This window comes from Paraburkholderia sp. GAS199, assembly GCF_050436585.1.
GTDB lineage: Bacteria > Pseudomonadota > Gammaproteobacteria > Burkholderiales > Burkholderiaceae > Paraburkholderia.
Genome location: NZ_JBNDMM010000007.1, coordinates 242,715 through 266,722, shown reverse-complemented (window position 1 = coordinate 266,722; position 24,008 = coordinate 242,715). Strand labels below are relative to the sequence as shown.

The 24,008-nt window shown below is 62.0% G+C and carries 21 protein-coding genes and 2 tRNA genes; 2 read left to right on the top strand and 21 right to left on the bottom strand.

The genetic code is table 11. From position 1 onward, the window contains the following. Positions 1 to 42: 42 nt before the first annotated feature. The 16 genes from P3T18_RS25665 to P3T18_RS25590 all read right to left on the bottom strand — a co-directional run bounded on the left by P3T18_RS25665 (position 43) and on the right by P3T18_RS25590 (position 14,999). A complete protein-coding gene (locus tag P3T18_RS25665) occupies positions 43 to 945 on the bottom strand; it encodes a LysR substrate-binding domain-containing protein (RefSeq protein ID WP_429302763.1) in 903 nt (300 codons plus the stop codon). Positions 946 to 1,122: 177 nt separating this feature from the next. Beyond that, a tRNA-Pro gene (locus tag P3T18_RS25660) sits at positions 1,123 to 1,199 on the bottom strand. A gap of 63 nt (positions 1,200 to 1,262) precedes the next feature. Further along, positions 1,263 to 1,673, bottom strand: coding sequence for a MerR family transcriptional regulator (locus tag P3T18_RS25655; protein WP_429302762.1), 411 nt, complete (start codon positions 1,671 to 1,673; stop codon positions 1,263 to 1,265). 43 nt (positions 1,674 to 1,716) lie between these two features. Further along, complete coding sequence (locus tag P3T18_RS25650) at positions 1,717 to 2,127, bottom strand: integration host factor subunit alpha (RefSeq protein WP_054040433.1); 411 nt, start codon at positions 2,125 to 2,127, stop codon at positions 1,717 to 1,719. 69 nt (positions 2,128 to 2,196) lie between these two features. Then, positions 2,197 to 4,632 carry a phenylalanine--tRNA ligase subunit beta gene (gene pheT / locus P3T18_RS25645; RefSeq protein WP_429302761.1) on the bottom strand — a complete coding sequence of 812 codons (2,436 nt, stop codon included), beginning with the start codon at positions 4,630 to 4,632 and terminating at the stop codon, positions 2,197 to 2,199. Between the two features lie 143 nt (positions 4,633 to 4,775). Next, positions 4,776 to 5,789, bottom strand: coding sequence for a phenylalanine--tRNA ligase subunit alpha (gene pheS / locus P3T18_RS25640; RefSeq protein ID WP_429302760.1), 1,014 nt, complete (start codon positions 5,787 to 5,789; stop codon positions 4,776 to 4,778). A gap of 158 nt (positions 5,790 to 5,947) precedes the next feature. Beyond that, entirely contained in the window at positions 5,948 to 6,307 is a 360-nt protein-coding gene (rplT, locus tag P3T18_RS25635; RefSeq protein ID WP_006052502.1) for a 50S ribosomal protein L20, read from the bottom strand. Positions 6,308 to 6,336: 29 nt separating this feature from the next. Next, positions 6,337 to 6,534, bottom strand: coding sequence for a 50S ribosomal protein L35 (rpmI, locus tag P3T18_RS25630; protein WP_429302759.1), 198 nt, complete (start codon positions 6,532 to 6,534; stop codon positions 6,337 to 6,339). 245 nt (positions 6,535 to 6,779) lie between these two features. Further along, positions 6,780 to 7,304, bottom strand: coding sequence for a translation initiation factor IF-3 (infC, locus tag P3T18_RS25625; protein ID WP_075643546.1), 525 nt, complete (start codon positions 7,302 to 7,304; stop codon positions 6,780 to 6,782). 49 nt (positions 7,305 to 7,353) lie between these two features. After that, positions 7,354 to 9,261: a threonine--tRNA ligase gene (thrS, locus tag P3T18_RS25620; protein WP_429302758.1), complete on the bottom strand. Its 1,908-nt coding sequence runs from the start codon at positions 9,259 to 9,261 to the stop codon at positions 7,354 to 7,356. A 252-nt stretch (positions 9,262 to 9,513) separates the two neighbouring features. Then, positions 9,514 to 9,590 (bottom strand) — tRNA-Val (locus P3T18_RS25615). 107 nt (positions 9,591 to 9,697) lie between these two features. Beyond that, a complete protein-coding gene (locus P3T18_RS25610) occupies positions 9,698 to 11,941 on the bottom strand; it encodes a RelA/SpoT family protein (RefSeq protein ID WP_429302757.1) in 2,244 nt (747 codons plus the stop codon). 74 nt (positions 11,942 to 12,015) lie between these two features. Then, positions 12,016 to 12,369 carry a RidA family protein gene (locus P3T18_RS25605; RefSeq protein WP_429302756.1) on the bottom strand — a complete coding sequence of 118 codons (354 nt, stop codon included), beginning with the start codon at positions 12,367 to 12,369 and terminating at the stop codon, positions 12,016 to 12,018. A gap of 95 nt (positions 12,370 to 12,464) precedes the next feature. After that, positions 12,465 to 13,376: an alpha/beta fold hydrolase gene (locus P3T18_RS25600; RefSeq protein WP_429302755.1), complete on the bottom strand. Its 912-nt coding sequence runs from the start codon at positions 13,374 to 13,376 to the stop codon at positions 12,465 to 12,467. A 274-nt stretch (positions 13,377 to 13,650) separates the two neighbouring features. Next, positions 13,651 to 14,292, bottom strand: a complete 642-nt coding sequence (locus P3T18_RS25595) for a CoA transferase subunit B (RefSeq protein WP_429302754.1) — start codon at positions 14,290 to 14,292, stop codon at positions 13,651 to 13,653. 2 nt (positions 14,293 to 14,294) lie between these two features. Continuing rightward, on the bottom strand, positions 14,295 to 14,999 hold the full coding sequence (locus tag P3T18_RS25590) for a CoA transferase subunit A (protein ID WP_429302753.1): 705 nt from the start codon (positions 14,997 to 14,999) through the stop codon (positions 14,295 to 14,297). Between the two features lie 244 nt (positions 15,000 to 15,243). On the opposite strand from P3T18_RS25590, the gene P3T18_RS25585 reads away from it, so the two are divergent. Beyond that, positions 15,244 to 15,789 (top strand): LuxR C-terminal-related transcriptional regulator, encoded by a 546-nt coding sequence (locus tag P3T18_RS25585; protein ID WP_429302752.1) that lies wholly within the window; start codon positions 15,244 to 15,246, stop codon positions 15,787 to 15,789. Positions 15,790 to 15,825: 36 nt separating this feature from the next. Here the strand turns inward: P3T18_RS25585 and P3T18_RS25580 are convergent, their stop codons facing one another. Both P3T18_RS25580 and P3T18_RS25575 read right to left on the bottom strand, forming a co-directional pair. After that, positions 15,826 to 16,257, bottom strand: a complete 432-nt coding sequence (locus tag P3T18_RS25580; RefSeq protein ID WP_429302751.1) for an acyl-CoA thioesterase — start codon at positions 16,255 to 16,257, stop codon at positions 15,826 to 15,828. Between the two features lie 275 nt (positions 16,258 to 16,532). Next, positions 16,533 to 17,309 carry an SDR family oxidoreductase gene (locus P3T18_RS25575; protein WP_429302750.1) on the bottom strand — a complete coding sequence of 259 codons (777 nt, stop codon included), beginning with the start codon at positions 17,307 to 17,309 and terminating at the stop codon, positions 16,533 to 16,535. 187 nt (positions 17,310 to 17,496) lie between these two features. Here P3T18_RS25575 and P3T18_RS25570 point away from each other — a divergent pair, with 187 nt between their 5' ends. Next, entirely contained in the window at positions 17,497 to 19,170 is a 1,674-nt protein-coding gene (locus P3T18_RS25570) for an electron transfer flavoprotein-ubiquinone oxidoreductase (RefSeq protein WP_429302749.1), read from the top strand. Here P3T18_RS25570 and P3T18_RS25565 read toward each other — a convergent pair. The 3 genes from P3T18_RS25565 to P3T18_RS25555 form a co-directional block, all read right to left on the bottom strand. Continuing rightward, entirely contained in the window at positions 19,155 to 20,639 is a 1,485-nt protein-coding gene (locus P3T18_RS25565; RefSeq protein ID WP_429302748.1) for a tetratricopeptide repeat protein, read from the bottom strand. The genes P3T18_RS25570 and P3T18_RS25565 overlap by 16 nt on opposite strands. 69 nt (positions 20,640 to 20,708) lie before the next feature. After that, on the bottom strand, positions 20,709 to 21,809 hold the full coding sequence (gene aroC / locus P3T18_RS25560) for a chorismate synthase (protein ID WP_429302747.1): 1,101 nt from the start codon (positions 21,807 to 21,809) through the stop codon (positions 20,709 to 20,711). A gap of 142 nt (positions 21,810 to 21,951) precedes the next feature. Beyond that, entirely contained in the window at positions 21,952 to 23,889 is a 1,938-nt protein-coding gene (locus P3T18_RS25555) for an MFS transporter (RefSeq protein ID WP_429302746.1), read from the bottom strand. Positions 23,890 to 24,008 lie beyond the last annotated feature (119 nt).

Below are 24,008 nucleotides of genomic sequence, written 5' to 3'. Positions count from 1 at the left end.
GGATCCGTGAGGCGATAAAGCCGTAGGCGATCTGCTCGTGTTTCAGCGTGCGAACTCGGTTCCGCGCACAGCGTCGACGAGATAATCGACGAAGGACACGATGCGCGACGAGATCGCGGTGTTGCGATAGTAGACCGCGCTGATCGGCTGACGCGAATCTTCGGTGAGGCGCGGCAGCACCTGAACGAGCCGGCCTTCGCGCCGGTCGTTTCCCGTCATGAAGTCCGACAGACAAACCACGCCTGCGCCGGCCAATGCAAGCTGGCGCAGCGTCTCGCCGCTCGACGACCAGATGGTCGGCGTGATGTGCAACGGCGCGTTGTCCGGTCCGGCAATCGGCCAGACGTTCAACGATTCCGGCTGACTGAATCCGAGCAACGAACGCTTCGCGAGGTCGTCGACATTCTTAGGGGGTCCGTGCGTTTTCAGATAGTCGGGGCTCGCGAGAATGCGCACGCGGCTGCTGCCGATCGGCTTGCTGTGCAAGGTCGAATCCTTCAGATGACCGATCCGGATCGCCACGTCGGTGCGCCGCTCCAGCAGATCGATGATGCCTTCGTTGCTGTTGAGTTCGAGCTCGACGTGCGGGAAGCGCTCGCGATAACCCGGCACGAGCGGCACGATGACGTGCAGCATGAAGGGCGTGGCCGCATCGACGCGCAGGCGCCCTACGGGCCGCTCGCGTCGGGCCGCCATCTGTTCTTCCGCGCTATCCACCGACGCGATGATCGCGCGTGCGTCCTGCAAGAAAACGCGCCCCTCTTCCGTCAACTCAAGACGCCGCGTGGTCCGGCGCAGCAATGTCGTTTTGAGCTTGCTCTCGAGACGTCCCAGCGTGCGACTCGCCGCCGAGATGGTCAGGTCGAGTTGCTGCGCGGCCGCGGTGATGGAGCCGGTGTCGACGACGGCGACGAAGGCCTGCAACTCGTCCAGAGTGATGTTCATTGTTGGGTTGAAGTCGGGATATGGTTCTTTATAGGGGGGATGTTGGGGGGAAGTAAAGAGCGTGGATGGATGAACGCGAGATGGAGGGCGACGAGGTGATGATGCAGACAGGTGTCTTGCTTGACGCCAGAAACGAAAAAGCCCGCACAGCGTGAAGCTGTGCGGGCTTTAATCTTTTGGTCGGGGCGAGAGGATTTGAACCTCCGACCACCTGCACCCCATGCAGGTACGCTACCAGGCTGCGCTACGCCCCGAACAGCTAAAAATTATAACAGACACTTCATTCGATTAGAACCGTTGAACGTGAACAAAGCGAACTACGTTTTCAACAGATCGATCACGTTCATCAACTCCTTGCGCAACTGCTCGACGTCGACGGCTGCGGTGGTAGCTGCCGGCACGGCCGCAGCGCTCTCGCCTTCCTCGATCATCTCGGCCGGTGCGCCATGCGCGCCGCCGCCATGCGAATCCAGCCGGTTGCGCGCGCCGTTGATCGTGAAACCCTGCTCGTAAAGCAACTCACGAATCCGTCGGATCAGCAGCACTTCGTGATGCTGGTAGTACCGGCGATTTCCGCGCCGCTTCACCGGCCGCAACTGCGTGAACTCCTGTTCCCAATAGCGCAGCACATGCGGTTTGACGCCGCATAACTCGCTGACCTCACCAATCGTGAAGTAGCGCTTCGCCGGAATCGGAGGCAAGACGACTTTTTCGATCGTCGCTGTCATCGTCAGTTAGCCGTGATGGGTTGCGCAGGAACGCGCCGGTCAATCAGCGCGCGAAGCTTGCTTCGGCGCCGTTCTCGACCAGCGCTTTCAGCTTTTGACTTGCATGGAACGTCACCACGCGACGCGCGGCGATTGGAATCGCCTCGCCGGTCTTCGGGTTTCTGCCGGGACGCTGGGGTTTGTCGCGCAACTGGAAGTTGCCGAAACCCGACAGCTTGACGCTGTCGCCGCTTTCGAGCGCATCGCGGATCACTTCGAAGAACGCTTCAACCATGTCTTTTGCTTCCCGCTTGTTGAGTCCGACATTGTCGAACAGCAACTCGGCAAGTTCAGCCTTGGTCAGCGTCGGCGTTTCGGTGGAAACGGCCGCGGGTGATGTCGGAATATCGCGAATCATGGCGCTGCGTTGCGCCGTAAGAAGGGCTTCGAAATCACTCGAGTTCATTTCATTCATATCTATCAAATGGCGCGCCAAGCTAAAAACAAGGGATGCGGAAACAGCCGTGCAATTGTTAAATGCGGGTTATCCGCGCAACCGTGCGCCATATACTCGAGCCAGACGTTCCACTAGAGTTTGAATGGCCAGATCGACCGTTTCATCCTGAAGGGTTCCGCCAGTATCTTGCAAGGTCACACGGAACGCAAGGCTTTTCTCGTGAGCGGCCAGACCACCGGAAGTGTTTGATTTTGGACGGAATTCGTCGAAAAGCACAACCTTTTGAACGGTCTTGCAAGCCGCTTCGGACTGCGCCTTTTGAAGCTCGTCCAGCAGTGCCTGAACTTCGATTTTTTGATCGACGACTACCGCGATATCACGACGCACCGGCTGGAATTTAGAAACTTCAGTCGGAACCGGTAATACGCGCTGCATTAATGCTTCAGCTTCGATTTCAAAGAGAATCGGCGCATGCGGCAAATCATATTTCTGCATCCAGCGCGGATGCAATTCGCCGATCCAGCCCACCGCGCGGCCATCGATTTCAACGCGCGCACTGCGTCCCGGATGCAATGCCGGATGCTCCGCTTTCACGAAACGTGCCACGGCCGGCGCGAACAGCGCCTCCAGATCACCCTTCACATCGAAGTAGTCGACCGCGCGGGTCGGCGTGCCCCACTGCTCGTCCTGCGCAGGACCGTACGCGAGCGCGCCGATCATCTTCGGCTGCGCAAAACCTTCGACCGTCAGTTCGCCTGCCTTGATGGATGGATCGTGCAGAAACACGCGGCCCGCTTCGAACACGCGCACGCGGTCGGAGGTGCGGCGATTCAGATTCGTGCGCAATACGTTGATCAGGCTGCCGAACAGCGTCGTACGCATCACCGACAACTGGCTTGCAATCGGATTGAGCAGACGCACCGGCGAGTCGTTGCCGGCGAAATCCTGCTCCCATTCCGCGTCGACGAAACTGAAGTTGACCGTTTCAGCGTAGTCGCGCGCGGCGAGCGCGTGACGGATCGCGTGAATCGAGCGTTGCGTTTCGTTGGTCGGCAGCATTTCGCTGGTCGCAACCGGCGGACGCGCAGGGATCTTTTCGAAGCCGTAGATACGCGCCACTTCTTCGATCAGGTCTTCTTCGATTTCGATGTCGAAACGATACGACGGCGGCATCACCGAGAACGTATCGCCGTCCCGTTCGAACGACAGACCGAGACGCGTGAAGATCTGCCCGATTTCATCCGCGGAAATCGTCACGCCGATGATGCGGTTCGCGCGAGCCACGCGCATCTTCACCGAGTCACGCTTCGGCACGTTGACGATCTGATCGTCGACCGGGCCGGCTTCGCCGCCGCAGATGTCGAGAATCAATTGCGTGATGCGCTCGATGTGTTCGACAGTAGTCGCGTAATCGACGCCGCGCTCGAAGCGGTGACCAGCGTCGGTCGAGAAGTTGTACTTGCGCGAGCGGCCGCGAATGCTGTCCGGCCACCAGAACGCGGCTTCCAGATAGATGTTGGTGGTGTCGAGCGTAACGGCCGTGCTGTCGCCGCCCATGATGCCGGCGAGGCTCTCGATGTGCTGTTCGTCCGCAATCACGCCGACGGTTTCGTCGAGTTCGACCGTGTTGCCGTTCAGCAGCTTGAGCGTTTCGCCCTTGCGGCCCCAACGCACATCCATGCCGCCGTGGATCTTGTCCAGGTCGAACACGTGCGACGGACGGCCGAGTTCGAGCATCACGTAGTTCGAGATGTCGACGAGCGCCGAAATGCTACGTTGCCCCGACCGTTCGAGACGCTGCACCATCCACTGCGGCGACTTCGCGCGCGCGTTCACGCCGCGAATCACGCGGCCTGAGAAGCGGCCACACAGATCGGGCGCCGAAATTTTAACGGCCAGCGTTTCGTTCAGCTTCACTTCGACAGGTTTGATGTCGAGCGGGCGCAACGGCGCGCCGGTGATGGCCGACGTCTCGCGCGCCACGCCGAACACCGAAAGACAATCGGCCTTGTTCGGCGTCAGCTTGATTTCGAAAACGGTGTCGTCGAGGTTCAGCGTTTCGCGGATGTCCTGGCCGATCGGCGTATCTTCCGGCAGGATCATCAGGCCGCTATGATCTTCCGAAAGCTTCAGTTCACGCGCCGAACACAGCATGCCCTGGCTTTCCACACCACGCAGCTTGGAGAGCTTGATCGCGAACGGCGCGCCGCCCTCTTCGGCGGGCGGCAGTTGCGCGCCCACCAAAGCGACCGGCACCTTGATGCCCGGCGCAACGTTCGGCGCGCCGCACACGATGTTCAGGGTCGCGCCCGTGCCGGCGTTCACCTGACACACGTTGAGTTTGTCCGCGTCCGGGTGCTTGACGACTTCCAGCACCTGGCCGACGACGATCTTCGAGGTCGGCGGCGCGGCCGGCCGCAGGTCTTCGACTTCGAGACCCGCCATCGTCAACGCGTGCGACAGTTCATCGGTCGTCAGTTGCGGATCGACAAAAGTTCTCAGCCAGGATTCCGGGAATTGCATGGTTCTGTGTTCGTTCTGATCAGGTTAGGTCCACGTCCGGCAGTGCTGACATCCGAGTGACTCTCTGGCACTGCCGGGGACGCTGGCGGCACGCACGTCGTGCGATGCCGCGCTCTATGCTCGTCGCGTTGATACGCGCGGGCTCACGCGAATTGACGCAGGAAACGCAGGTCGTTTTCGAAGAACAGACGCAGGTCCTGCACGCCGTAGCGCAACATGGTGAGCCGTTCGAGGCCGCTGCCAAAAGCAAAGCCGATGTAGCGCTCGGGATCGAGGCCCATGTTGCGGATCACGGTGGGATGAACCTGGCCCGAGCCCGAAATTTCGAGCCACTTGCCGGCGTTCTTGCCCGTTTCGAACTTCATGTCGATTTCGGCCGACGGTTCGGTGAACGGGAAATACGACGGACGGAAGCGAACGAGAATATCGTCACGCTCGAAGAATTTCTTCAGGAAATCGGTGTAGACGCCCTTCAGGTCCGCGAAGCTGATGTTCTCGTCGATCCACAGGCCTTCGACCTGATTGAACATCGGCGAATGAGTGGCGTCGCTATCCACGCGATAAGTACGGCCCGGCACGATCACCTTGATCGGCGGCGTATTGGTACGCGCGTAGCGCACCTGCATCGGGCTGGTGTGCGTGCGCAGCAGCAGTTGACGGCCGTCGGCATCTTTGCCGTCGACGTAAAAAGTATCCTGCATCGAACGCGCCGGATGATTTTCCGGGCTGTTCAACGAGGTGAAGTTGTACCAGTCGGTTTCGATTTCGGGGCCGTCGGCCACGTCGAATCCGATCGTACGGAAAATCTGTTCGACGCGCTCCCACGTGCGCATGACCGGATGCAGGCTGCCTGCACCGGTGCCGCGACCGGGCAACGTGACGTCGATGGCTTCAGCGGCGAGGCGCTGGTTCAGCAACGCGTCGGCAAGAGCCTGACGGCGAGCCGTCAATGCGGCTTCAACTTGTTGCTTGACGAGGTTGATCCGTGCGCCTTCGGTCTTGCGCGTTTCGGGATCGAGTTTGCCAAGGCCCTTCAACAGTTCGGTCAGCGCACCCGATTTGCCAAGAAAGCGAGCTTTCTCGTTCTCGAGGGTGGTGACGTCGGAGGCTTCTGCGAAGGCTTTTTGCGCGTCGGCGACAATCTGGTCCAGATCCATTGATCCCATCATTTCAACGTCAGTGTTCAATCGAAGCAAAACTGGTTCTACCAACAAAAACGGGGCTCGGTGAGGAGCCCCGTTTTTGCTGCAGCGTCACCGAGACTACCGGATGTTCGCTGCAACGAACCACGCAGTGTTAATTGCCAGAAGCGCAATCAGGCTGCAACGGCGGCTTTCACCTGCTGAACGATCGCAGCAAAAGCAGCCTTGTCGAACACAGCCATGTCGGCCAGCACCTTGCGGTCCAGTTCGATCGAAGCCTTCTTCAGGCCGTTGATGAACACGCTGTACGTCATGTCGTGCTGACGCACCGCCGCGTTGATACGCGTGATCCACAATGCACGGAACACACGCTTCTTGTTGCGGCGATCGCGGTAGGCGTACTGGCCTGCGCGCATGACCGCCTGCTTGGCGATGCGATAGACGTTATTGCGACGGCCGCGGTAACCCTTGGCCAGCTTGATGATCTTCTTGTGACGGGCCCGTGCGGTAACCCCACGTTTTACTCGAGGCATGTCTTGCTCCTATGAGTTTCAGTTAAGGGTTAAGCGAACGGCAGCATTGCGCGCACGGAGTTCAGATCGGAATCATGAACTCCAGTCGAGCCGCGCAGATGGCGTTTGTTCTTGGTGGTCTTCTTGGTAAGAATGTGGCGCTTGAAGGCTTGACCGCGCTTGACGGTACCGCCCGGACGCACCACGAAGCGCTTTGCAGCACTCTTCTTGGTCTTCATCTTCGGCATGACAACTCCATTATTAGATGGATATGGGTGTGCGGTCGGCCATATGGCCATTACCCGCCCTTCGAAACCCACTCCACTTGGTATGCAGACCGCCGCTTAAACCGGCAGCCGCTTTCCGGAAAGCGCTGTGCACTAACGTGCGCTGCGCTCCGAAACCTGCTGGTGCCGCGCGGACACCCGCACGACGCCAAATCAATTCACACAACCAGAGCTCGCGCCACATGGCGCGCCGCCACTCGGGTTGCTTACTTCTTTTTCTTCGGAGCAAGCACCATGATCATCTGGCGCCCTTCCATCTTCGGCATTTGCTCGACCTGGCCTACTTCGTCCAGATCGGTACGCAGACGCTCAAGCATGCGCATACCGATTTCCTGGTGGGCCATTTCGCGGCCGCGGAAACGCAACGTGATTTTCGTCTTGTCGCCGTCGTCGAGAAAGCGGATGAGGTTACGCAGCTTGACGTTGTAGTCACCGTCGTCGGTGCCCGGACGGAATTTGACTTCCTTGACCTGGACGACCTTCTGCTTCAGCTTGGCCTCGTGTTGCTTCTTCGCTTCCGAGTACTTGAACTTGCCGTAGTCCATCAAGCGGCAAACCGGCGGAACCGCTTGCGGAGCGATTTCGACCAGATCCACATCTTGCTGTTCCGACATGCGGAACGCATCAGCGAGTTTCACGATGCCGAGCGGTTCGTTCTCGACGCCGACCAGACGCACCTCAGGTGCCGTAATTTCACCGTTGATGCGGTGCGCAGACTTATCAGTAGCGATGTTACGTTTCCTCTAAAATTTAAAAAAACGAGCCGGGCTGCCTAGTGGCTCAGTTGAACGACTGCACGTCCTGGCGCAGACGCTCAATGAAGGTATCGAGAGGCATTACGCCCAGATCGACACCACCACGGGCACGCACGGCTACCGTTTGGGCTTCACGCTCTTTGTCGCCGACCACAAGCAGGTACGGCACCTTTTCCAGCGTGTGCTCCCGTATTTTATAGCTAATCTTCTCGTTGCGCAAATCGGCCTCCACTCTAACCCCTTGTTTTTGCAACGATTGGGCTAGCGACTGCGCATATTCGGCCTGACTTTCGGCGATATTCATCACCACGACCTGCATGGGTGCGAGCCACGACGGCATTGCACCAGCATGGTGCTCGATCAAAATGCCGAGGAAACGCTCCATCGAGCCGACGATCGCCCGGTGCAGCATGATCGGCCGGCGACGGCTGTTGTCTTCCGCGACGTATTCGGCGCCCAGACGCTCCGGCAGCACCATATCGAGTTGCAAGGTGCCGCATTGCCACGAACGGCCAAGCGCATCCTTGATGTGGTACTCCACCTTCGGGCCGTAGAACGCGCCCTCGCCCGGCAGCTCTTCCCACGTCACACCGCAGGCGGTCAGCGCTTCGCGCAAACCCTGCTCGGCGCGGTCCCACGTTTCATCCGTACCGGCACGAGCGTCGGGACGCAGCGAGAGTTTGATCTCCACATTGTCGAAGCCAAAATCCTTATAAACGCTCATTGCCAGCGTATTGAAGGCGATCGACTCGCTGATGAACTGATCTTCGGTACAAAAAATATGCGCGTCGTCCTGCACGAAACCGCGCACGCGCATCAAGCCATGCAGTGCGCCGGACGATTCGTTGCGATGGCACGAACCGAATTCCGCGTAACGCAGGGGCAGATCGCGGTACGAACGCAGACCGTGATTGAAAACCTGCACGTGACCCGGACAGTTCATCGGCTTGATCGCGTAGTCGCGCTTTTCCGATTCCGTCGTGAACATATTTTCACGATAGTTCTGCCAGTGACCGGACGCCTCCCAGAGCGAGCGGTCCATGATCATCGGCGTCTTGATCTCGAGGTAGCCCGCGTCGTTTACGCGGCGACGCATGTATTGCTCGACTTGCTGCCACAGCGTCCAGCCACGCGGATGCCAGAACACCATGCCCGGCGACTCGTCCTGCATGTGGAACAGGTCGAGTTGCTTGCCGAGCTTGCGGTGATCGCGCTTTTCAGCTTCTTCCAGCATGTGCAGGTACGCTTCCTGGTCTTCCTTCTTCGTCCAGGCCGTGCCGTAGATGCGTTGCAGTTGCTCGTTTTTTGAATCACCGCGCCAGTAGGCGCCGGCAACCTTCATGAGCTTGAAAACTTTCAGCTTGCCGGTAGAAGGCACGTGCGGGCCGCGGCACAGATCGGTGAAGCCGCCGTGAGCGTACAGCTTGATTTCGTCGGTGGCGGGAATCGATTCGATGATCTCGGCCTTGTACTTCTCGCCGATGCTCTTGAAGTAGTCCACCGCCTCGTCGCGCGAAACCACGCGGCGCGAGACCGACTCGTCTTTCTTCGCGAGATCCTGCATGCGCTTTTCGATCTTTTCCAGATCTTCCGGCGTGAAGGGACGGCTGTAGGCGAAGTCGTAGTAGAAGCCGTTGTCGATCACCGGACCGATCGTGACTTGCGCTTCGGGGAACAGATCCTTCACCGCGTACGCCAGCAAGTGCGCCGTGGAGTGGCGAATGATATCGAGGCCGTCGGCGTCTTTATCGGTGACGATTGCGAGCGCCACGTCGTGATCGATCAGCGTGGACGTGTCGACGAGTTCGCCGTCGATCTTGCCGCCGAGTGCAGCTTTCGCGAGGCCGGGGCCGATCGAAGCGGCCACTTCGGCGACGGTCACCGGATGCTCGTACTGTCGAACAGAACCGTCAGGCAGACGTATCGAAACCATTGCGTTCTCCGTGGTGCCGACCGGCGGCGGCACATACAACCAGGTCAAAAAACCAAAAAAAATGCGGCCCCACTTTCGAGGGGCCGCATTCACATTTCCTGCAAACTACATTGGCGAAAGTGGTCCTCGACTAGCGTCGCTCCGAAGTGGTTTCGGTCAACGTTCGCGGTGTCATAACCGTATTCGCCTTTTGCGCCAGAGACGCTTACTGCAGTTTGCGAAACCCCGGCAAAACCGGAATTTCTCTTTCGTTGGTAGGCTCGATTGGACTCGAACCAACGACCCCCACCATGTCAAGGTGGTGCTCTAACCAGCTGAGCTACGAGCCTGAAGAAACGAGATTATATGGAGCGCTACACCGCTTGGCAAGTACTTTTCTGCACCGACTTTAAATTTCTGTTTCACGCAGACGGCCACACAGCCGACCGCGCGCGTATCAACTCTTGCGCGACGCGCGCACCACGCCCGTCACCTCGCCGAGTATCGTACACGCGCGCTGGATCTGCGCGGCGCTCGACACCTCGACCGTGAATTGCATGAAAGCCGCGTTACGACGCGACTGCGTTTTCACACCGATCACATTCATCTTCTCGCGCGCGAACACTTCGGAAATATCGCGCAGCAGACCTTGCCGGTCGGTTGCCTCGATACTGAGGTCGACCGGATAAACGGACTGTCCGCGACCGCTCATCACATCCGCCGACCACGCCGTTTGCAACACGCGTTCCGGCGCACGCTCGGCCATGCGCATGAACGTGGGGCAATCGCTGCGATGAATCGACATACCCTTGCCGCGCGTGACGAAACCGCTGATGTCATCAGGAGGCGCGGGACGGCAGCAGCGCGCCAACTGCGTCAACAGCGCGTCGACGCCGACCACCAGCACGCCCGTCGAGGCACCGCGCGCAACGCTCGCGCCGCTGCTGCGCTTCTCGAACTGTTCGGGCGCCTCGACGATCGGCTCGGGCGGCGGCGCATCGTGCAGCGCCTGCTCGACGAGTCGCAGGCTGAACTCTTCCTTGCCGACCACCGAGAACAGGTCGTCGGTCGTCTTGAAGCCGAGCTTGGCCGCGAGCTGATCGAGATTGACCGACGTCTTGCCCTCGCGCTGCAAGGTCTTTTCGACCATGGCCCGCCCGCTCGCGATGTGCTCCTGCACTTCGACCGCGTTGAACCACGCGCGCACCTTCTGCCGAGCCCGGTGACTCTGCAAATAGCCCAGTTGCGGATTGAGCCAATCGCGCGAAGGACCGCCCTCTTTCACCGCGACGATCTCGACGGTTTGTCCGTTCTGCAGCGCCGTGTTTAGCGGCACCATCGCGCCGTCGACACGCGCGCCGCGGCAACGGTGTCCGAGTTCGCTGTGCAGGTGATACGCGAAATCCACCGGCGTCGCGCCAAGCGGCAGCGAAATGACACGCGCTTGCGGCGTGAGCACGTAGATGTGGTCGTCGTCGAGCGTGGCCTGACGCAATTGCTCCCACGGCTGCGCGGCGCGCTTCTCGCCATGCTCGCCCTCGGATACCTCGTCTTTCCACGCGAGCAACTGACGCAGCCACGCAATCTTCTCGTCGTACTTCTCGTTCGCGCTGAACTGGCCGCCGTAACCGCGCGTGCCTGCTTCCTTGTAACGCCAGTGCGCGGCCACGCCGTACTCGGCGAACTGATGCATTTCCTGCGTGCGGATCTGCACTTCGAACGCGCGGCCGTCGTCGCCGATCACCACGGTATGCAGCGACTTGTAGCCGTTCGGCTTGGGCCGCGAAATGTAGTCGTCGAACTCCCGGGGCACGGGCTGCCACAGGTTGTGCACGATGCCGAGCACGGTGTAGCAATCCTTGATGTCCTGCACGATCACGCGAAACGCGCGCACGTCGTACAGTTCGGCAAAGTCGAGTTCCTTGCCGCGCATCTTGCGCCAGATGCTGTAAATGTGTTTTGGCCGCCCGCTCACCTCGGCCGGCACATGGGCGGCGGCCAGTTCCCGCTGCAGCCGCTCGATTGCCTGCGCGACATAGCTCTCGCGTTCGACGCGTTTCTCGTCGAGCAACTTGGCGATGCGCTTGTATGTCACGGGTTCTTCGAAGCGGAGCGCCAGGTCTTCCAGCTCCCACTTCAGTTGCCAGATGCCGAGCCGGTTGGCGAGCGGCGCGTAAATGTCCAGCGTTTCCCGGGCCACGTCGGGCGACGGCGTGATTTTCGCCGCGGCGTAGTAGCGCAACGACTGCAAACGCGACGCGAGCCGGATCAACACCACGCGAATATCTTGCGCGAACGCGAGCAGCATTTTGCGCAAGGCTTCGACCTGCGTACGACGGGCGGCCTGCGCGTCACGCCCGGCTTCGGGAATCGCGTTCTGTGCGGCGCGCGAGCTGACCGTGCCGAGACGCAACAGCTTGCGCACGTCGCCGACCAGTTGCGCCACTTCTTCGCCGAAGTTGTCGGCGATGACCTGCTCCGGATCCTGCAGATGCGGCGTCAGCGCGAACAACGCAGCCGCCAGCACCGCCGGCGGATCGACGTTGAGCGTGCGCATGATCGACGCCGTGCCCGCCGCATGATCCGCCAGCAATTCGCCCGACGACAGCCGCACCTCGCCCGCATGTTCGCGCACGAACGCCATCGCTTCGTCGAAGGAAGGGATGGGTGTCGGAGTGCTCGTAACGATTTCGGTAGTCATGGTGCGACGGCCCACCGGGCCAGACGGATCAACGGATTTTCAACGATGGCAGCCGCCGGCTGCCACGCCGCATGCTAGCTGCGCTGTGCCGCGACGACGACGATCTCGACGAGGCATTTCGGATTCGCGAGCTTCGCTTCGACCGTGGCGCGCGGCGGCGTGGCGCCTTGTGCGACCCATTCGTCCCACACCGCATTCATGCCGGCGAAATGGACCATGTCGGAGATGTAGATCTGCACCGACAGCAGATGCGCCTTGTCGCTGTCCACCTCGGCCAGCAGACGGTCGATGTGGCCGAGCGTTTCGCGCGTTTGACCGGCAATGTCCTGATCCGTGTCTTCGGCGATCTGGCCTGCGAGATACACGGTGCCGTTATGCACGGCGGTTTCCGAAAGGCGCTTGCCGACGTGATGACGAATGACTGCCATGAAAAATCCTGAGTTAGGTTGAGGAATGATCGAACATGCGTTCCGCATCGCGCCTTAAAACGTGAGCCGCGAGGCGCGTCGCGCGAAACCGCACATTATGACGCTTCGGCAACATTACCGATAAAGAACTGCCTGGCCAGGTCGATCTGATCGGCGGACAGAAACGCCGGTGCATGCCCGACACCGGCTATTTCCGCGCTCGACGTGGCGCGCCCGGTCTCGACCATTTTCGCCACCGTTTCGCGCGACAGCAGGTCCGACTGCTCGCCGCGCACCACCAGCACCGGTCCCTGGAATGCAGCGAGCGAATGCCACAGCGCGGCTTCGCCGAGCCGGGCGGCTTCTTCGGTCGTGGCGGCGAACGGTTGCGCGATGCGCGGGTCGTAGCGGAATTTCCAGACGCCGTCCTGCTCGTGCAGAAGCGGCGTATTGATTTCGCGCCACTCTTCCGGCGTGAGCGGGCCGAAGCTCTGTGCGAGCAACGCGGCGTAGTCGATACCTTGCTGCAGCGTTTCGAACTGCACGGGCTTGCCGAGGTAGTCGCCGATGCGCTGCACGGCGACGGGCTCCAGGTGCGGCCCGACGTCGTTGAGCAGCATCTTGCGGATCGGCGTTTCCGGCAGGCCGGCAAGCGCCAGGCCGATCAGGCCGCCCATCGACGTGCCGAACCAGTCCACCGTTTCCACATTCAGGCGCGCGATCAGCGTCACCATGTCGGCAACGTACTGCGGCACGCTATAGAAGTTGGGGTTGACCAGCCAGGAAGACAAGCCCCGCCCCACCACATCCGGACACACGACGCGGTAAGTGCCGGCGAATTCGGCGGCGAGCCGGTCGAAGTCGCGCCCCGAGCGCGTCAATCCGTGCACGCACAGCAGAACACGCGGATTGGCCGGGTCGCCCCACTCGGTGTAGGCGATCCGGTGCAGACCGCCGGCGCTCGCGCACTGCACGTACCGTTGACGCGGCGCGTGGCGCCCTGAGGTGGAAGCAAACGTGTCGGTCATCGGGGAATCCTTGCAAAAAGCGCGGCGAAGGAGGCGGCGCTGGATCAGCGGCCCACTGGACGTCTATCTGCGGACGATTGTAAACCGCTTTGCCACGCGACAAGGATCGGCCGACCGGCATAGGACAAATGGCGTTCGCCCGCGCTGCCAGGCGTCCGGGCGGACCGGCGCACGCGCGACAGACGTAAAAAAACGGGCGGGACTCGCGTCCCGCCCGTTTTGCAATCCATCGAGCCGGCTCACTTCGCCGTGACGGCGAAGCGCCCGCTGTACGTCAGCTCACCGCGCTCACATCCAGCGGCGCGCCGGTTTTCGCCTTGATTTCCTCTACCGTGACGCCCGGCGCCAGTTCGGTCAGCTTCAGACCGTCGTCGGTCACTTCGATCACGCCGAGGTCGGTGATGATCTGGTCGACCACACCCACGCCCGTGAGCGGCAACGTGCATTCTTCGAGAATCTTGTGCTGGTCGCCCTTCGCGACGTGCTCCATCAGCACGACCACGCGCTTGACGCCCGCCACCAGGTCCATCGCGCCGCCCATGCCCTTGATCATCTTGCCGGGGATCATCCAGTTCGCCAGATCGCCCTTCTTGCTGATCTGCATGGCGCCGAGAATCGCCAGATTGATGTGACCGCCGCGAATCATCGCGAACGAATCCGCCGACGAAAAAATCGACGAGCCCGGCAACGTGGTGACGGTTTGCTTGCCGGCGTTGATCAGATCGGCGTCCACTTCTTCTTCGGTCGGCGACGGGCCGATGCCCAGCAAGCCGTTCTCCGATTGCAGCCACACTTCGACACCGGCCGGCACGTGATTGGCGACCAGCGTCGGCAGACCGATGCCGAGGTTCACGTAAAAGCCGTCCTGCAGTTCCTTCGCCGCGCGCGCGGCCATTTCGTCACGAGTCCATGCCATGATCAGTCTCCTTTCGCGCGGACAATGCGTTGTTCGATGCGTTTTTCCGGATTCGCATTGAGCACAATGCGCTGCACGAAAATGCCCGGCGTGTGGATCGCGTCCGGATCGAGTTCGCCCACTTCGACGATTTCCTCGACTTCCGCCACGGTGATTTTGCCGGCCATCGCGCACATCGGGTTGAAGTTGCGCGCGGTGCGGCGATAGATCAGGTTGCCCGACTTGTCGGCCTTCCAGGCCTTGACGAGGGCGACATCTGCAGTGAGCGAGTGCTCCAGTACGTAGTGGTTCTCGCCGAACTGACGGGTTTCCTTGCCTTCGGCGATCAGCGTGCCGTAGCCGGTGTTCGTGAAGAAGGCCGGAATGCCCGAGCCGCCGGCGCGCAGCTTCTCGGCGAGCGTGCCTTGCGGCGTGAATTCGAGTTCGAGTTCGCCGGCCAGATACTGGCGCTCGAACTCCTTGTTCTCGCCGACGTACGACGAGATCATTTTCTTGACCTGACGCGTTTCGAGCAGCAGACCCAGGCCGAAGCCATCGACGCCCGCGTTATTGCTGATGCAGGTAATGCCCTGCACCTTCGAATCGCGCAGCGCGGAGATCAGCGCCTCCGGAATGCCGCAGAGGCCGAAGCCGCCGACGGCGAACGTCTGCCCGTCCTTGACGATGTCTTTCAGCGCCTCGGCGGCGCCTGGATAGACCTTGTTCATCAGTATGTCCCTTCCTTTATGGAAACCCGAATCCGGATCGTTGCGGCTGTTATGACGTTGCGCGGGCTCGCGCCCGACACGTCATTCTAGTCATCCCCAGCAAGCCATGCGCCGGGTGTTCCCTCGCGCCCGTTCAACCGCTTGCCACGGACAGCTTCGCCGCGTTGTCATATGCCCGAAAGAGTACGCTGCGGGCCGCGTACGGCACAATACGCAAAAATACATAAGTACTTGCCGCCTGCCCATGCCCGCTCTGGATTACCAAACCGCGTTCCACCTCGCTCCGATCGGACTCGTGCTATCGCGCGAACGGATCATCGAAGATTGCAACGAAGAACTGGCGTCGATATTCGGCTGTCCGCGCGAAGCGCTGCTCGGCCAGTCGTTCCAGATACTCTATCCGTCGGAGGACGAATTCGAGCGGATCGGCGCGCGCATTCCGCCGATCATGACCGCGCAAGGCAGCTATGCCGACGACCGCATCATGAAGCGCGCCAACGGGGAACTGTTCTGGTGTCACGTCACGGGACGCGCGCAGCAGCGCACCGATCCGCACGCGGCGGGTGTCTGGACATTCGAGGATCTGAGCGCGACGCGGCGCGTGGCCGTCGAATTGACGCCGCGCGAACGGGAGATCGCCGCGCAACTGGTGACGGGCAAAACCAGCAAGCAGATCGGCCGGGCGCTCGACATCAGCCCGCGCACGGTGGACGTCTACCGGGCGCGGCTGATGCGCAAATACGATACGGGTAATGCCACGGAGTTGCTGCAGCGTTTGCTCGGCCACTGACGCAGCCGCGAGAAAAGCGGAAACGCCAGCGGCGCCTCAGGCTGCCTTGACGAGCGCGGCGCGCTCGATGGTCGTGCGCAGCAGATCCGGCACCGGCACGGACTTGCCCGCCGCGTAGTCGATCCAGACGCAGCGTGCCGCGCCACGGGCGTAGACGGTCGTGGGATCGTCGGCGCGCACGAGTTCGAAACGCGTGTCGAAGCTGCTGCGGCCGGGTGTCGCCACCGTCATGCGGCCGATTACGTCGCCCGGATAGTGGAGCTGTTTGAGAAATTCCATCGACGCGTTGACGATTACCGGCCCTTGGCCGTCGGCGTTGCTGCCGGCGAGTCCCAGTTCCTCGAACCAGGAAATCCGCACCTGCTCCATGTAACGGAAATAGACCGTGTTGTTGACGTGGCCAAACGCGTCCATGTCGCCCCAGCGGATCGGCATCGACATCTCGAAAACTGCGTGAAAATCGCTCATCGTACTTCTTTGACAGGTTGAAACCGGTGAAACCGGATGAACCGGCGCGCGGGCCGGAATGGACAAAAGATAACGCCGGCCCTCGCGGTAAAGAAGGCCGGCGAATGTAAAACAGTGTTCCCAACGGTGCCTTAATGTGGCTGGGTGAGCGTCTGAATACGCCGCTGAATGCGCGGCTGAAAGCGCGGCCGCCTGATCGGCCAGAAGCGCGCCCCGGCGGGTCCGGCTCCGCGCGGACTCGCGCTCAGGCTAGCTCTCTGCGCTCAGGTTGGCGTTCAGGACAGACCGAAGCCGTCGTCGGCGGCGATCACCGACCCGTTGATGAACTGCGATTCGTCGGCCGCCAGCAGCAGCAGCAAACCGTCCAGGTCTTCCGGCTGGCCGACCCGGTGACGCGGCAGCATCGAAACCAGCTTCTGCCCCTGCTCGGTGGACCAGTGATGGTGGTTGATCTCGGTGTCGATATAGCCTGGGCAGATCGCATTCACGTTGATGCCGTGCTTGCCCCACTCCAGCGCCATCGCCTTGGTCATGTGGACGACCGCGGCCTTGCTCATCGAATACAGGCCGATCTGCGGCAGCACGCGCAGACCCGCCATCGACGCGATATTGATGATCCGGTACGACGGTTTCTGCGCGCCGTTGCCGCGCATGATCATGCGCTTGGCGACTTCCTGGGCGACGAAAAACGCGCCGCGCGTATTCGTGTCGAACACGTATTCGAAGTCGGCGGGCGTCACTTCGGACAGTTTCTGCGTGGTCGACACGCCCGAGTTGTTGACCAGGATGTCGATCGTGCCGGCCTCGGTTTCCGCATGCGCCACCGCCGACTTGATGCTCTGGTAGTCGGTCACGTCGAGCGAAACGACGTGCGCCGCGCCGCCCGAGGCTTCGATCTCGGCGCGCAGTTCCTTCAGGCGCTCGGTGCGGCGGCTTGCCAGCACCACCTTGGCGCCCGCCTGCGAAAGCACCTGAGCGAAGCGCTTGCCCAAGCCGCTCGAAGCGCCGGTGATCAGCGCGACCTTGCCTTCCAGATTGATCGAACGGCCCATAGTCGTCCCTTGTTCGGTTGTTATTGCAGATGCGGTTGACAGGTGCGGTAAGACCGTCGCTGCGGGTCGATACCGTATCATGAAATAGAACGATCGTGCTAATCTAGGCTCGTCGGGTTGCAGTGCAACGGACCATCGCCCACAATACGATCCCGAAAAAAGCATTCTAACGGTAAGAGGAGCATCAATGACCCCCGCAAGTCTCATTGAGCAATACGGTCCACGCGAGTCGATGGAATACGACGTCGTGATCGTCGGCGGCGGCCCGGCTGGCCTGTCCGCGGCGATCCGCCTGAAGCAGCTGGCGGCTGAAAAAGGCGTCGAGATCGGCGTGTGTGTACTCGAAAAAGGCTCGGAGATCGGGGCTCACATCCTGTCGGGCGCCGTCATGGACCCGCGGGCCATCACCGAACTGATCCCGGACTGGAAAGAAAAAGGCGCGCCGCTGACGGTCGACGTGACCGAAGACAAATTCCTCTTCCTCACCGAAACCGGGTCGAAGAGCGTGCCGGTCTGGGCGCTGCCGGACAATTTCAAGAACCACGGCAATTACGTCATTTCGCTCGCGAACGTGACGCGCTGGCTCGGCCAGCAGGCCGAGGCGCTTGGCGTGGAAATCTTCCCCGGCTTTCCGGCTGCGGAAATTCTCTTTAACGAGGACGGTTCGGTCAAAGGCGTCGCCACCGGCAATCTCGGCATCGGCAAGGACGGCGAACCCACCGAAAACTTCCAGCTGGGCATGGAGCTGCACGCGAAGTACACGCTCTTCTGCGAGGGCGCGCGCGGGCATCTGGGCCGTCAGCTGAACGACAGATTCAAGCTGCGCGACGGCGTTGATCCGCAGGTCTACGGCATCGGCATCAAGGAACTGTGGGAAATCGACCCGGCGAAGCACAAGCCGGGTCTGGTGATGCATACGGCCGGCTGGCCGCTGCAAAGCGACACCTACGGCGGCTCGTTCCTCTATCACATGGACAACAACCAGGTGGTGGTGGGCTTCGTGGTCGGTCTGGGTTATTCGAATCCGTATCTGTCGCCGTTCGAGGAATTCCAGCGCTACAAGACGCACCCGGAAATCCGCAAGGTGCTCGAAGGCGGCAAGCGCGTGTCGTACGGTGCGCGCGCCATCACGGCGGGCGGCCTGATGTCGCTGCCGAAGCTGGTGTTTCCGGGCGGCGCGCTGGTCGGCGACGACGCGGGCTTCCTGAACGCGTCGCGCATCAAGGGTTCGCACGCGGCGATCAAGACCGGCATGCTGGCGGCCGACGCCGCTTTCGAAGCCGTGCAGGCCGGTCGCACGAGCGACGAACTGACGGCCTACCCGGAGTCGTTCAAGACGTCGTGGCTGCACACGGAGCTGTACCGCGCGCGCAATTTCAAGCAGTGGATGAGCAAGGGCCTGTACCTCGGCACCCTGATGGTCGGTATCGAGCAGAAGCTGCTGGGCGGCAACGTGCCGTGGACGCTGCATCATCAGCACTGGGATCACGAGATGCTGAAACCGGCGTCGCAGTGCACGCCGATCGTGTATCCGAAGCCGGACGGCAAGCTGACGTTCGACCGGCTGTCGTCGGTGTTCATCTCGAACACGAATCACGAAGAGAACCAGCCGGCTCACCTGACGCTGAAAGATCCGTCCGTGCCGGTGAACGTGAACTGGCAGACCTACGCGGGACCGGAGTCGCGCTATTGCCCGGCGCAGGTGTACGAGTTCGTGAAGAACGACGACGGCAGCGAACGGCTCGTCATCAACGCGCAGAACTGCGTGCATTGCAAGACGTGCGACATCAAGGACCCGACGCAGAACATCGTGTGGGTGACGCCTGAAGGTGGCGGCGGCCCGAACTATCCGAATATGTGAGCGATCCGCTCACGGACGGCAGCCACCACCGGCGCCCATGCGCCGATGGCCGGCTGCCGCACCAGTTCGACACAGTCGTACCAGGCGGTCGACGAAGACTCGTCACCCCAGAACCATGCGGAGACATGGTCGATCATGAGCAGGGTCGGCACGCCGAGCGCGCCGGCCAGATGCGCCGGACCGCTGTCGATCGTGACCACGAGATCCAGGTTGGCGATCAGCGCGGCGACGTCGTCGAAGCCCGACTGGAAATGATGCGTCAGATCGACCGCCTCGATTCCCATGGTGCGCCACTGCGCCACCGTCTCGCCGCGACCCGGCGACAACGCAAACCACGTCACGCCAGGCGCGCGCAGTAACGGCTCGAGTTGTTCGACCGGTACCGAACGCCGTTTGTCGCGGATATGTTCGGGATTGCCGTTCCACACCAGACCTATCTTTCGGTACAGTGGTTTATTCGCCGTATGCGCGCTGACGCGCTCGCGCCACGTCTGCACGCGTTGCGGGTCCGCGCTCAGATAAGGCGCGCCCCACCCGCTCGCGTCGAACACGCCAAGACGCAGCGGCAGACTCATCAGGCCACAGTGAAAATCAGGCCGCGTTTCAAGGCTCGCTTCGAGCGGCAGATCCGGCGGCAGCATCCGTTCGAATAAATGCCGCAATGGCCCGTCGTGACCAAAAATCACGCGACCGCCCTCGCGCCGTGCACGCTCGGCGAGCAACGGCAGAAAGCGCACCGCCCACAGGCAATCGCCGTTGCCCTGCTCGCCGTACACGACGAGCGTCTTGCCGGCCAGCGACTCGCCCTGCCAATGGGCGCTGATCTCGGCCAACGCGACTTGCGCCTGATTCAGGTCGTCGGCGAACACGGTGCGCGCTTCGTAATGACGCCAGCCGTCGGCGAAACGACCCGAGCGGATTTCGAGTTCGGACAGATCGAACGTCGCGTGCGCATTGTTGGGCGACAACGCGAGCACTTGCTTCAGCAACGCCTCGGCTTCGTCGAAGCGCGCCTGCTCCTTCACGCACAAAGCCAGCTTATGAAGCGCCACCGGATTGTCCGGCAGGATACGCACGGCTTCGCGCAACAGTTGTTCGGCGGTGTCGAACTCGTCGCGTTGCTGGACGGCGGCCGCGCGCCAGACCAGCGCGTTGGCGTCCGCGGCGTTTTGCGCGAGGAGCAGTTGGGTGGCGGCATCGACGAGCGGCCAGTCGCGCACAATGAACGCCGTCTGCGCGATGGTCGACAGCAGCGTGGGTTCGCAGGCGCGGTCGAGTTCAGGGTCGAGCTGATAGGCGCGCACGAGCGCGGCGAGCGCTTCCTGACGCCGGGCTTTGTCGCGGCCGGCATTGGCGAGCAGCGCCTGACCGAACGCGAGGCAGTCGGCAGCGCTGGCTTGCGGCGCGGTCGCGCGCGCACGCAATTCCGCGAGCGTAGAAGCCGGCGGCGTGATATTCGGATCGGTCATGGAAGAGAGGCGCGCGATGTCCGCCGCCTTGCGCGTCGGCAAAGACGGCAAGGCGCGAATCGCTCTGCGTTACGGCGCGCTGGCCGCGATCTTCGGCGTGCTCACGACGACGTCGCCGTTTTGCGCGCGGTGGCGCAGCGCGTGGTCGATCAACACCAGCGCGAGCATCGATTCGGCGATCGGCGTGGCGCGAATGCCCACGCACGGATCGTGGCGTCCGAACGTTTCGACGATGGCCGGCTGACCGGCTTTGTCGATCGAACGGCGCGGCGTGCGGATGCTGGAGGTCGGCTTGATCGCAATGGACACCGTAATGTCCTGGCCCGTGGAAATACCGCCGAGCACACCGCCCGCGTGATTGCCGACAAAGCCTTCCGGCGTGAGTTCGTCGCCGTGCACCGACCCGCGTTGCGCAATGCTCGCAAAGCCCGCGCCGATCTCCACGCCCTTCACCGCGTTGATGCCCATCATCGCGTGGGCGATGTCGGCGTCGAGACGGTCGAACAGCGGCTCGCCGAGGCCGACCGGCACGCCGGACGCCACGACGTTGATGCGCGCGCCGATCGAGTCGCCGTCTTTACGCAATGCGTCCATGTAGTCTTCGAGCTGCGGCACGATCGCGGCATTCGGCGCGAAGAACGGATTCTCGCGCACGTGCGACCAGTCGACGAACGGTACGTCGATCTCACCGAGCGCCGCCATGTAGCCGCGAATCTCGGTGCCGAAATGCTCGCGCAGCCATTTCTTCGCCACCGCGCCCGCCGCCACCGTGGGTGCCGTCAGACGCGCCGACGAACGGCCGCCGCCGCGATAGTCGCGGATGCCGTATTTCTGCCAGTAGGTGTAGTCGGCGTGGCCGGGACGGAAGGTCTCGACGATGTTGCCGTAGTCTTTGCTGCGCTGATCGGTATTGCGGATCAGCAGCGCGATGGGCGCACCGGTGGTTTTTCCTTCGAACACGCCCGAGAGAATTTCGACCTTGTCTTCTTCCTGACGCTGCGTGACGTGGCGCGACGTGCCCGGCTTGCGGCGGTCGAGTTCGAACTGGATATCCGCCTCGTTGAGCGACATGCCCGGCGGGCAGCCGTCGATCACGCAGCCGATTGCGGGGCCGTGGGATTCGCCGAAGGTGGTCACAGTGAAAAGCGTACCGAGCGTGTTGCCGGACATGGGCGTCGTCCAAAAGAAATGCGGGGAAAGCACTATTATGCCAGCCCCCGCGCGGCCCGGTCGAACGGCGGTCGCCCATCCGCGCGGCTCGCGCGGAATGCCCGCGCCTGCGCGTCAAAACCCACTGATTGCCCCGGCCGCGCTACTTTCGCGCCCCGCGCAACTCGCCGACGATCCGCTGCAAGGCTTCCGGCGTCGCCTCGTCCGGCGCGATCGGCTCGCCGACGGCCAGCGTCAGCCGGCTCATCACGCCTTTGCGGATCGGACGCGGCCAGTGCGTTTCGCCGGCACGCGAAAACACGCTGCCCCACAAACCGCGCAACGCCATCGGGATCACCGGCGCGGGCGTGCGGCGAACGATCTCGGTCACGCCATGGCGGAACGGATTCATGTCGCCGGTTTTCGTCAGCTTGCCTTCGGGGAAGATGCACACCAGGTCGCCTTCGGCGAGCGCTCTCGCGCAGCGTTCGTAGGCCTGCGCCAGCAAGTCGGGGTCCTGATGCGCGGGCGCAATCGGAATGGCCTTGGCATGACGGAACACCCAGCCCGCGAACGGCGTCTTGAAGATGTGATGGTCCATTACGAAACGGATCGGCCGCGGGCTCTCGGCCATCACGACGATTGCGTCGACGAAACTCACGTGATTGCACACCAGCACCGCCGCGCCCTCTTCCGGAATACGTTCTGCGTGCACCAGCCGGATGCGGTAGAACGTGTGCACCAGCACCCAGGCGATGAAGCGCAGCAGAAACTCCGGCACGAGCGAGTAGATATACGTGGCCACGACGATGTTGAGCAGCGCCGTGACCAGAAAGATGGCCGGAATGCTGAACCCGGCTGCCGTCAGCCCCATCGCCATCAGCGACGAAACGATCATGAACAGCGAATTCAGAATATTGTTCGCGGCGATGATGCGCGCCCGGTGGCTCGGCTGGCTGCGGCTCTGGATCAGCGCGTACAGCGGCACGCTATAAAAGCCGCCGAACATGGCGAGCAGGAAGAGATCGGCGAGCACGCGCCAATGCGCGGGCCGCGCCAGAAATTCGCCGACGCTCAGCAGATGGCCGGCCGGCGGCAGCGCATGGCTCGCGAAAAACAGGTCGATGCCGAACACGCTCATGCCGATCGAGCCGAGCGGCACGAGGCCGATTTCGATGCGCCGCTTCGACAGTTTTTCGCAGAGTAGCGAGCCGAGACCGATACCGATGGAAAAGGTGCCGAGCAGCACCGTCACGACGTCCGGATCGGCGGACAGCACGTTCTTGGCGAAGCTGAAAAACGACGAGAGAAAAGTTGCGCCGACGAACCACAGCCACGAAATGCCCAGCAGGCTCAGGAACACCGTGCGGTTTTCGCGCGCGAGCTTCAGGTTGCGCCACGTTTCGCTGACCGGGTTCCAGTTGATGCGCAGATCCGCCTGCGCGGCCGGTGTGACCGGCACGAAGTTCGACACCAGCCGCCCGACCAGCGCGATAGCGACGCACGCGCAAGCCAGCACCACCGCACCGTGCGCGACGAAACCCGCCGCCACGCCGCCGACGATCGTGCCGATCAGAATGGCCACGAACGTGCCCATCTCGACCATGCCGTTGCCGCCCACCAGTTCCGACTTCGACAGATGCTGCGGCAGGTACGAATACTTGACCGGTCCGAACACCGTGGAGTGCACGCCCATCAGGAACGTGCACAGATACAGCAGCGGCGCGCTATGCAGCCAGAAACCCGTGCCGCCGATCAGCATGACCACGATCTCGAAGCTCTTCACGAAACGGGTGAGCATCGCCTTGTCGTATTTGTCGGCGATCTGACCGGATGTGGCCGACAGCAGCACGAAAGGCAGAATGAAGATGGCCGAAATCAGGAACGCCGCCGTGCTGGCATCGACGCCGGAAAACAGCGCGGCCTGATAGGTGACGAGCGACGTGAAGCCGATCTTGAACACGTTGTCGTTCATCGCACCGAGGAACTGGGTCCAGAAAAACGGTGCGAAACGGCGCTGCCCGAGCAGACGGAACTGGGACTCGTGCGCCTCGGGGTGACGTGCGGCGCGACGGGCAGCGGGTATTGGACGATCGCTCATGAAGTTCGCGGAATCGGACAGAAAGCGCATCAAGGGAAGAAGCCGCGCGCACGGCGAAGCTCCGACTTCCCGGCCGCGCGGACACAAAAAAGGCGCACGCTTTCGCGCGCGCCTTCACC

What these genes read in the sequence shown, in the direction of transcription:
- P3T18_RS25665 (WP_429302763.1), bottom strand. Translation starts at nt 945, where the DNA reads ATGAACATCACTCTGGACGAGTTGCAGGCCTTCGTCGCCGTCGTCGAC.
- P3T18_RS25655 (WP_429302762.1), bottom strand. Translation starts at nt 1,673, where the DNA reads ATGACAGCGACGATCGAAAAAGTCGTCTTGCCTCCGATTCCGGCGAAG.
- P3T18_RS25650 (WP_054040433.1), bottom strand. Translation starts at nt 2,127, where the DNA reads ATGAATGAAATGAACTCGAGTGATTTCGAAGCCCTTCTTACGGCGCAA.
- pheT (WP_429302761.1), bottom strand. Translation starts at nt 4,632, where the DNA reads ATGCAATTCCCGGAATCCTGGCTGAGAACTTTTGTCGATCCGCAACTG.
- pheS (WP_429302760.1), bottom strand. Translation starts at nt 5,789, where the DNA reads ATGGATCTGGACCAGATTGTCGCCGACGCGCAAAAAGCCTTCGCAGAA.
- rplT (WP_006052502.1), bottom strand. Translation starts at nt 6,307, where the DNA reads ATGCCTCGAGTAAAACGTGGGGTTACCGCACGGGCCCGTCACAAGAAG.
- rpmI (WP_429302759.1), bottom strand. Translation starts at nt 6,534, where the DNA reads ATGCCGAAGATGAAGACCAAGAAGAGTGCTGCAAAGCGCTTCGTGGTG.
- thrS (WP_429302758.1), bottom strand. Translation starts at nt 9,261, where the DNA reads ATGGTTTCGATACGTCTGCCTGACGGTTCTGTTCGACAGTACGAGCAT.
- P3T18_RS25610 (WP_429302757.1), bottom strand. Translation starts at nt 11,941, where the DNA reads ATGACTACCGAAATCGTTACGAGCACTCCGACACCCATCCCTTCCTTC.
- P3T18_RS25605 (WP_429302756.1), bottom strand. Translation starts at nt 12,369, where the DNA reads ATGGCAGTCATTCGTCATCACGTCGGCAAGCGCCTTTCGGAAACCGCC.
- P3T18_RS25600 (WP_429302755.1), bottom strand. Translation starts at nt 13,376, where the DNA reads ATGACCGACACGTTTGCTTCCACCTCAGGGCGCCACGCGCCGCGTCAA.
- P3T18_RS25595 (WP_429302754.1), bottom strand. Translation starts at nt 14,292, where the DNA reads ATGGCATGGACTCGTGACGAAATGGCCGCGCGCGCGGCGAAGGAACTG.
- P3T18_RS25590 (WP_429302753.1), bottom strand. Translation starts at nt 14,999, where the DNA reads ATGAACAAGGTCTATCCAGGCGCCGCCGAGGCGCTGAAAGACATCGTC.
- P3T18_RS25585 (WP_429302752.1), top strand. Translation starts at nt 15,244, where the DNA reads ATGCCCGCTCTGGATTACCAAACCGCGTTCCACCTCGCTCCGATCGGA.
- P3T18_RS25580 (WP_429302751.1), bottom strand. Translation starts at nt 16,257, where the DNA reads ATGAGCGATTTTCACGCAGTTTTCGAGATGTCGATGCCGATCCGCTGG.
- P3T18_RS25575 (WP_429302750.1), bottom strand. Translation starts at nt 17,309, where the DNA reads ATGGGCCGTTCGATCAATCTGGAAGGCAAGGTCGCGCTGATCACCGGC.
- P3T18_RS25570 (WP_429302749.1), top strand. Translation starts at nt 17,497, where the DNA reads ATGACCCCCGCAAGTCTCATTGAGCAATACGGTCCACGCGAGTCGATG.
- P3T18_RS25565 (WP_429302748.1), bottom strand. Translation starts at nt 20,639, where the DNA reads ATGACCGATCCGAATATCACGCCGCCGGCTTCTACGCTCGCGGAATTG.
- aroC (WP_429302747.1), bottom strand. Translation starts at nt 21,809, where the DNA reads ATGTCCGGCAACACGCTCGGTACGCTTTTCACTGTGACCACCTTCGGC.
- P3T18_RS25555 (WP_429302746.1), bottom strand. Translation starts at nt 23,889, where the DNA reads ATGAGCGATCGTCCAATACCCGCTGCCCGTCGCGCCGCACGTCACCCC.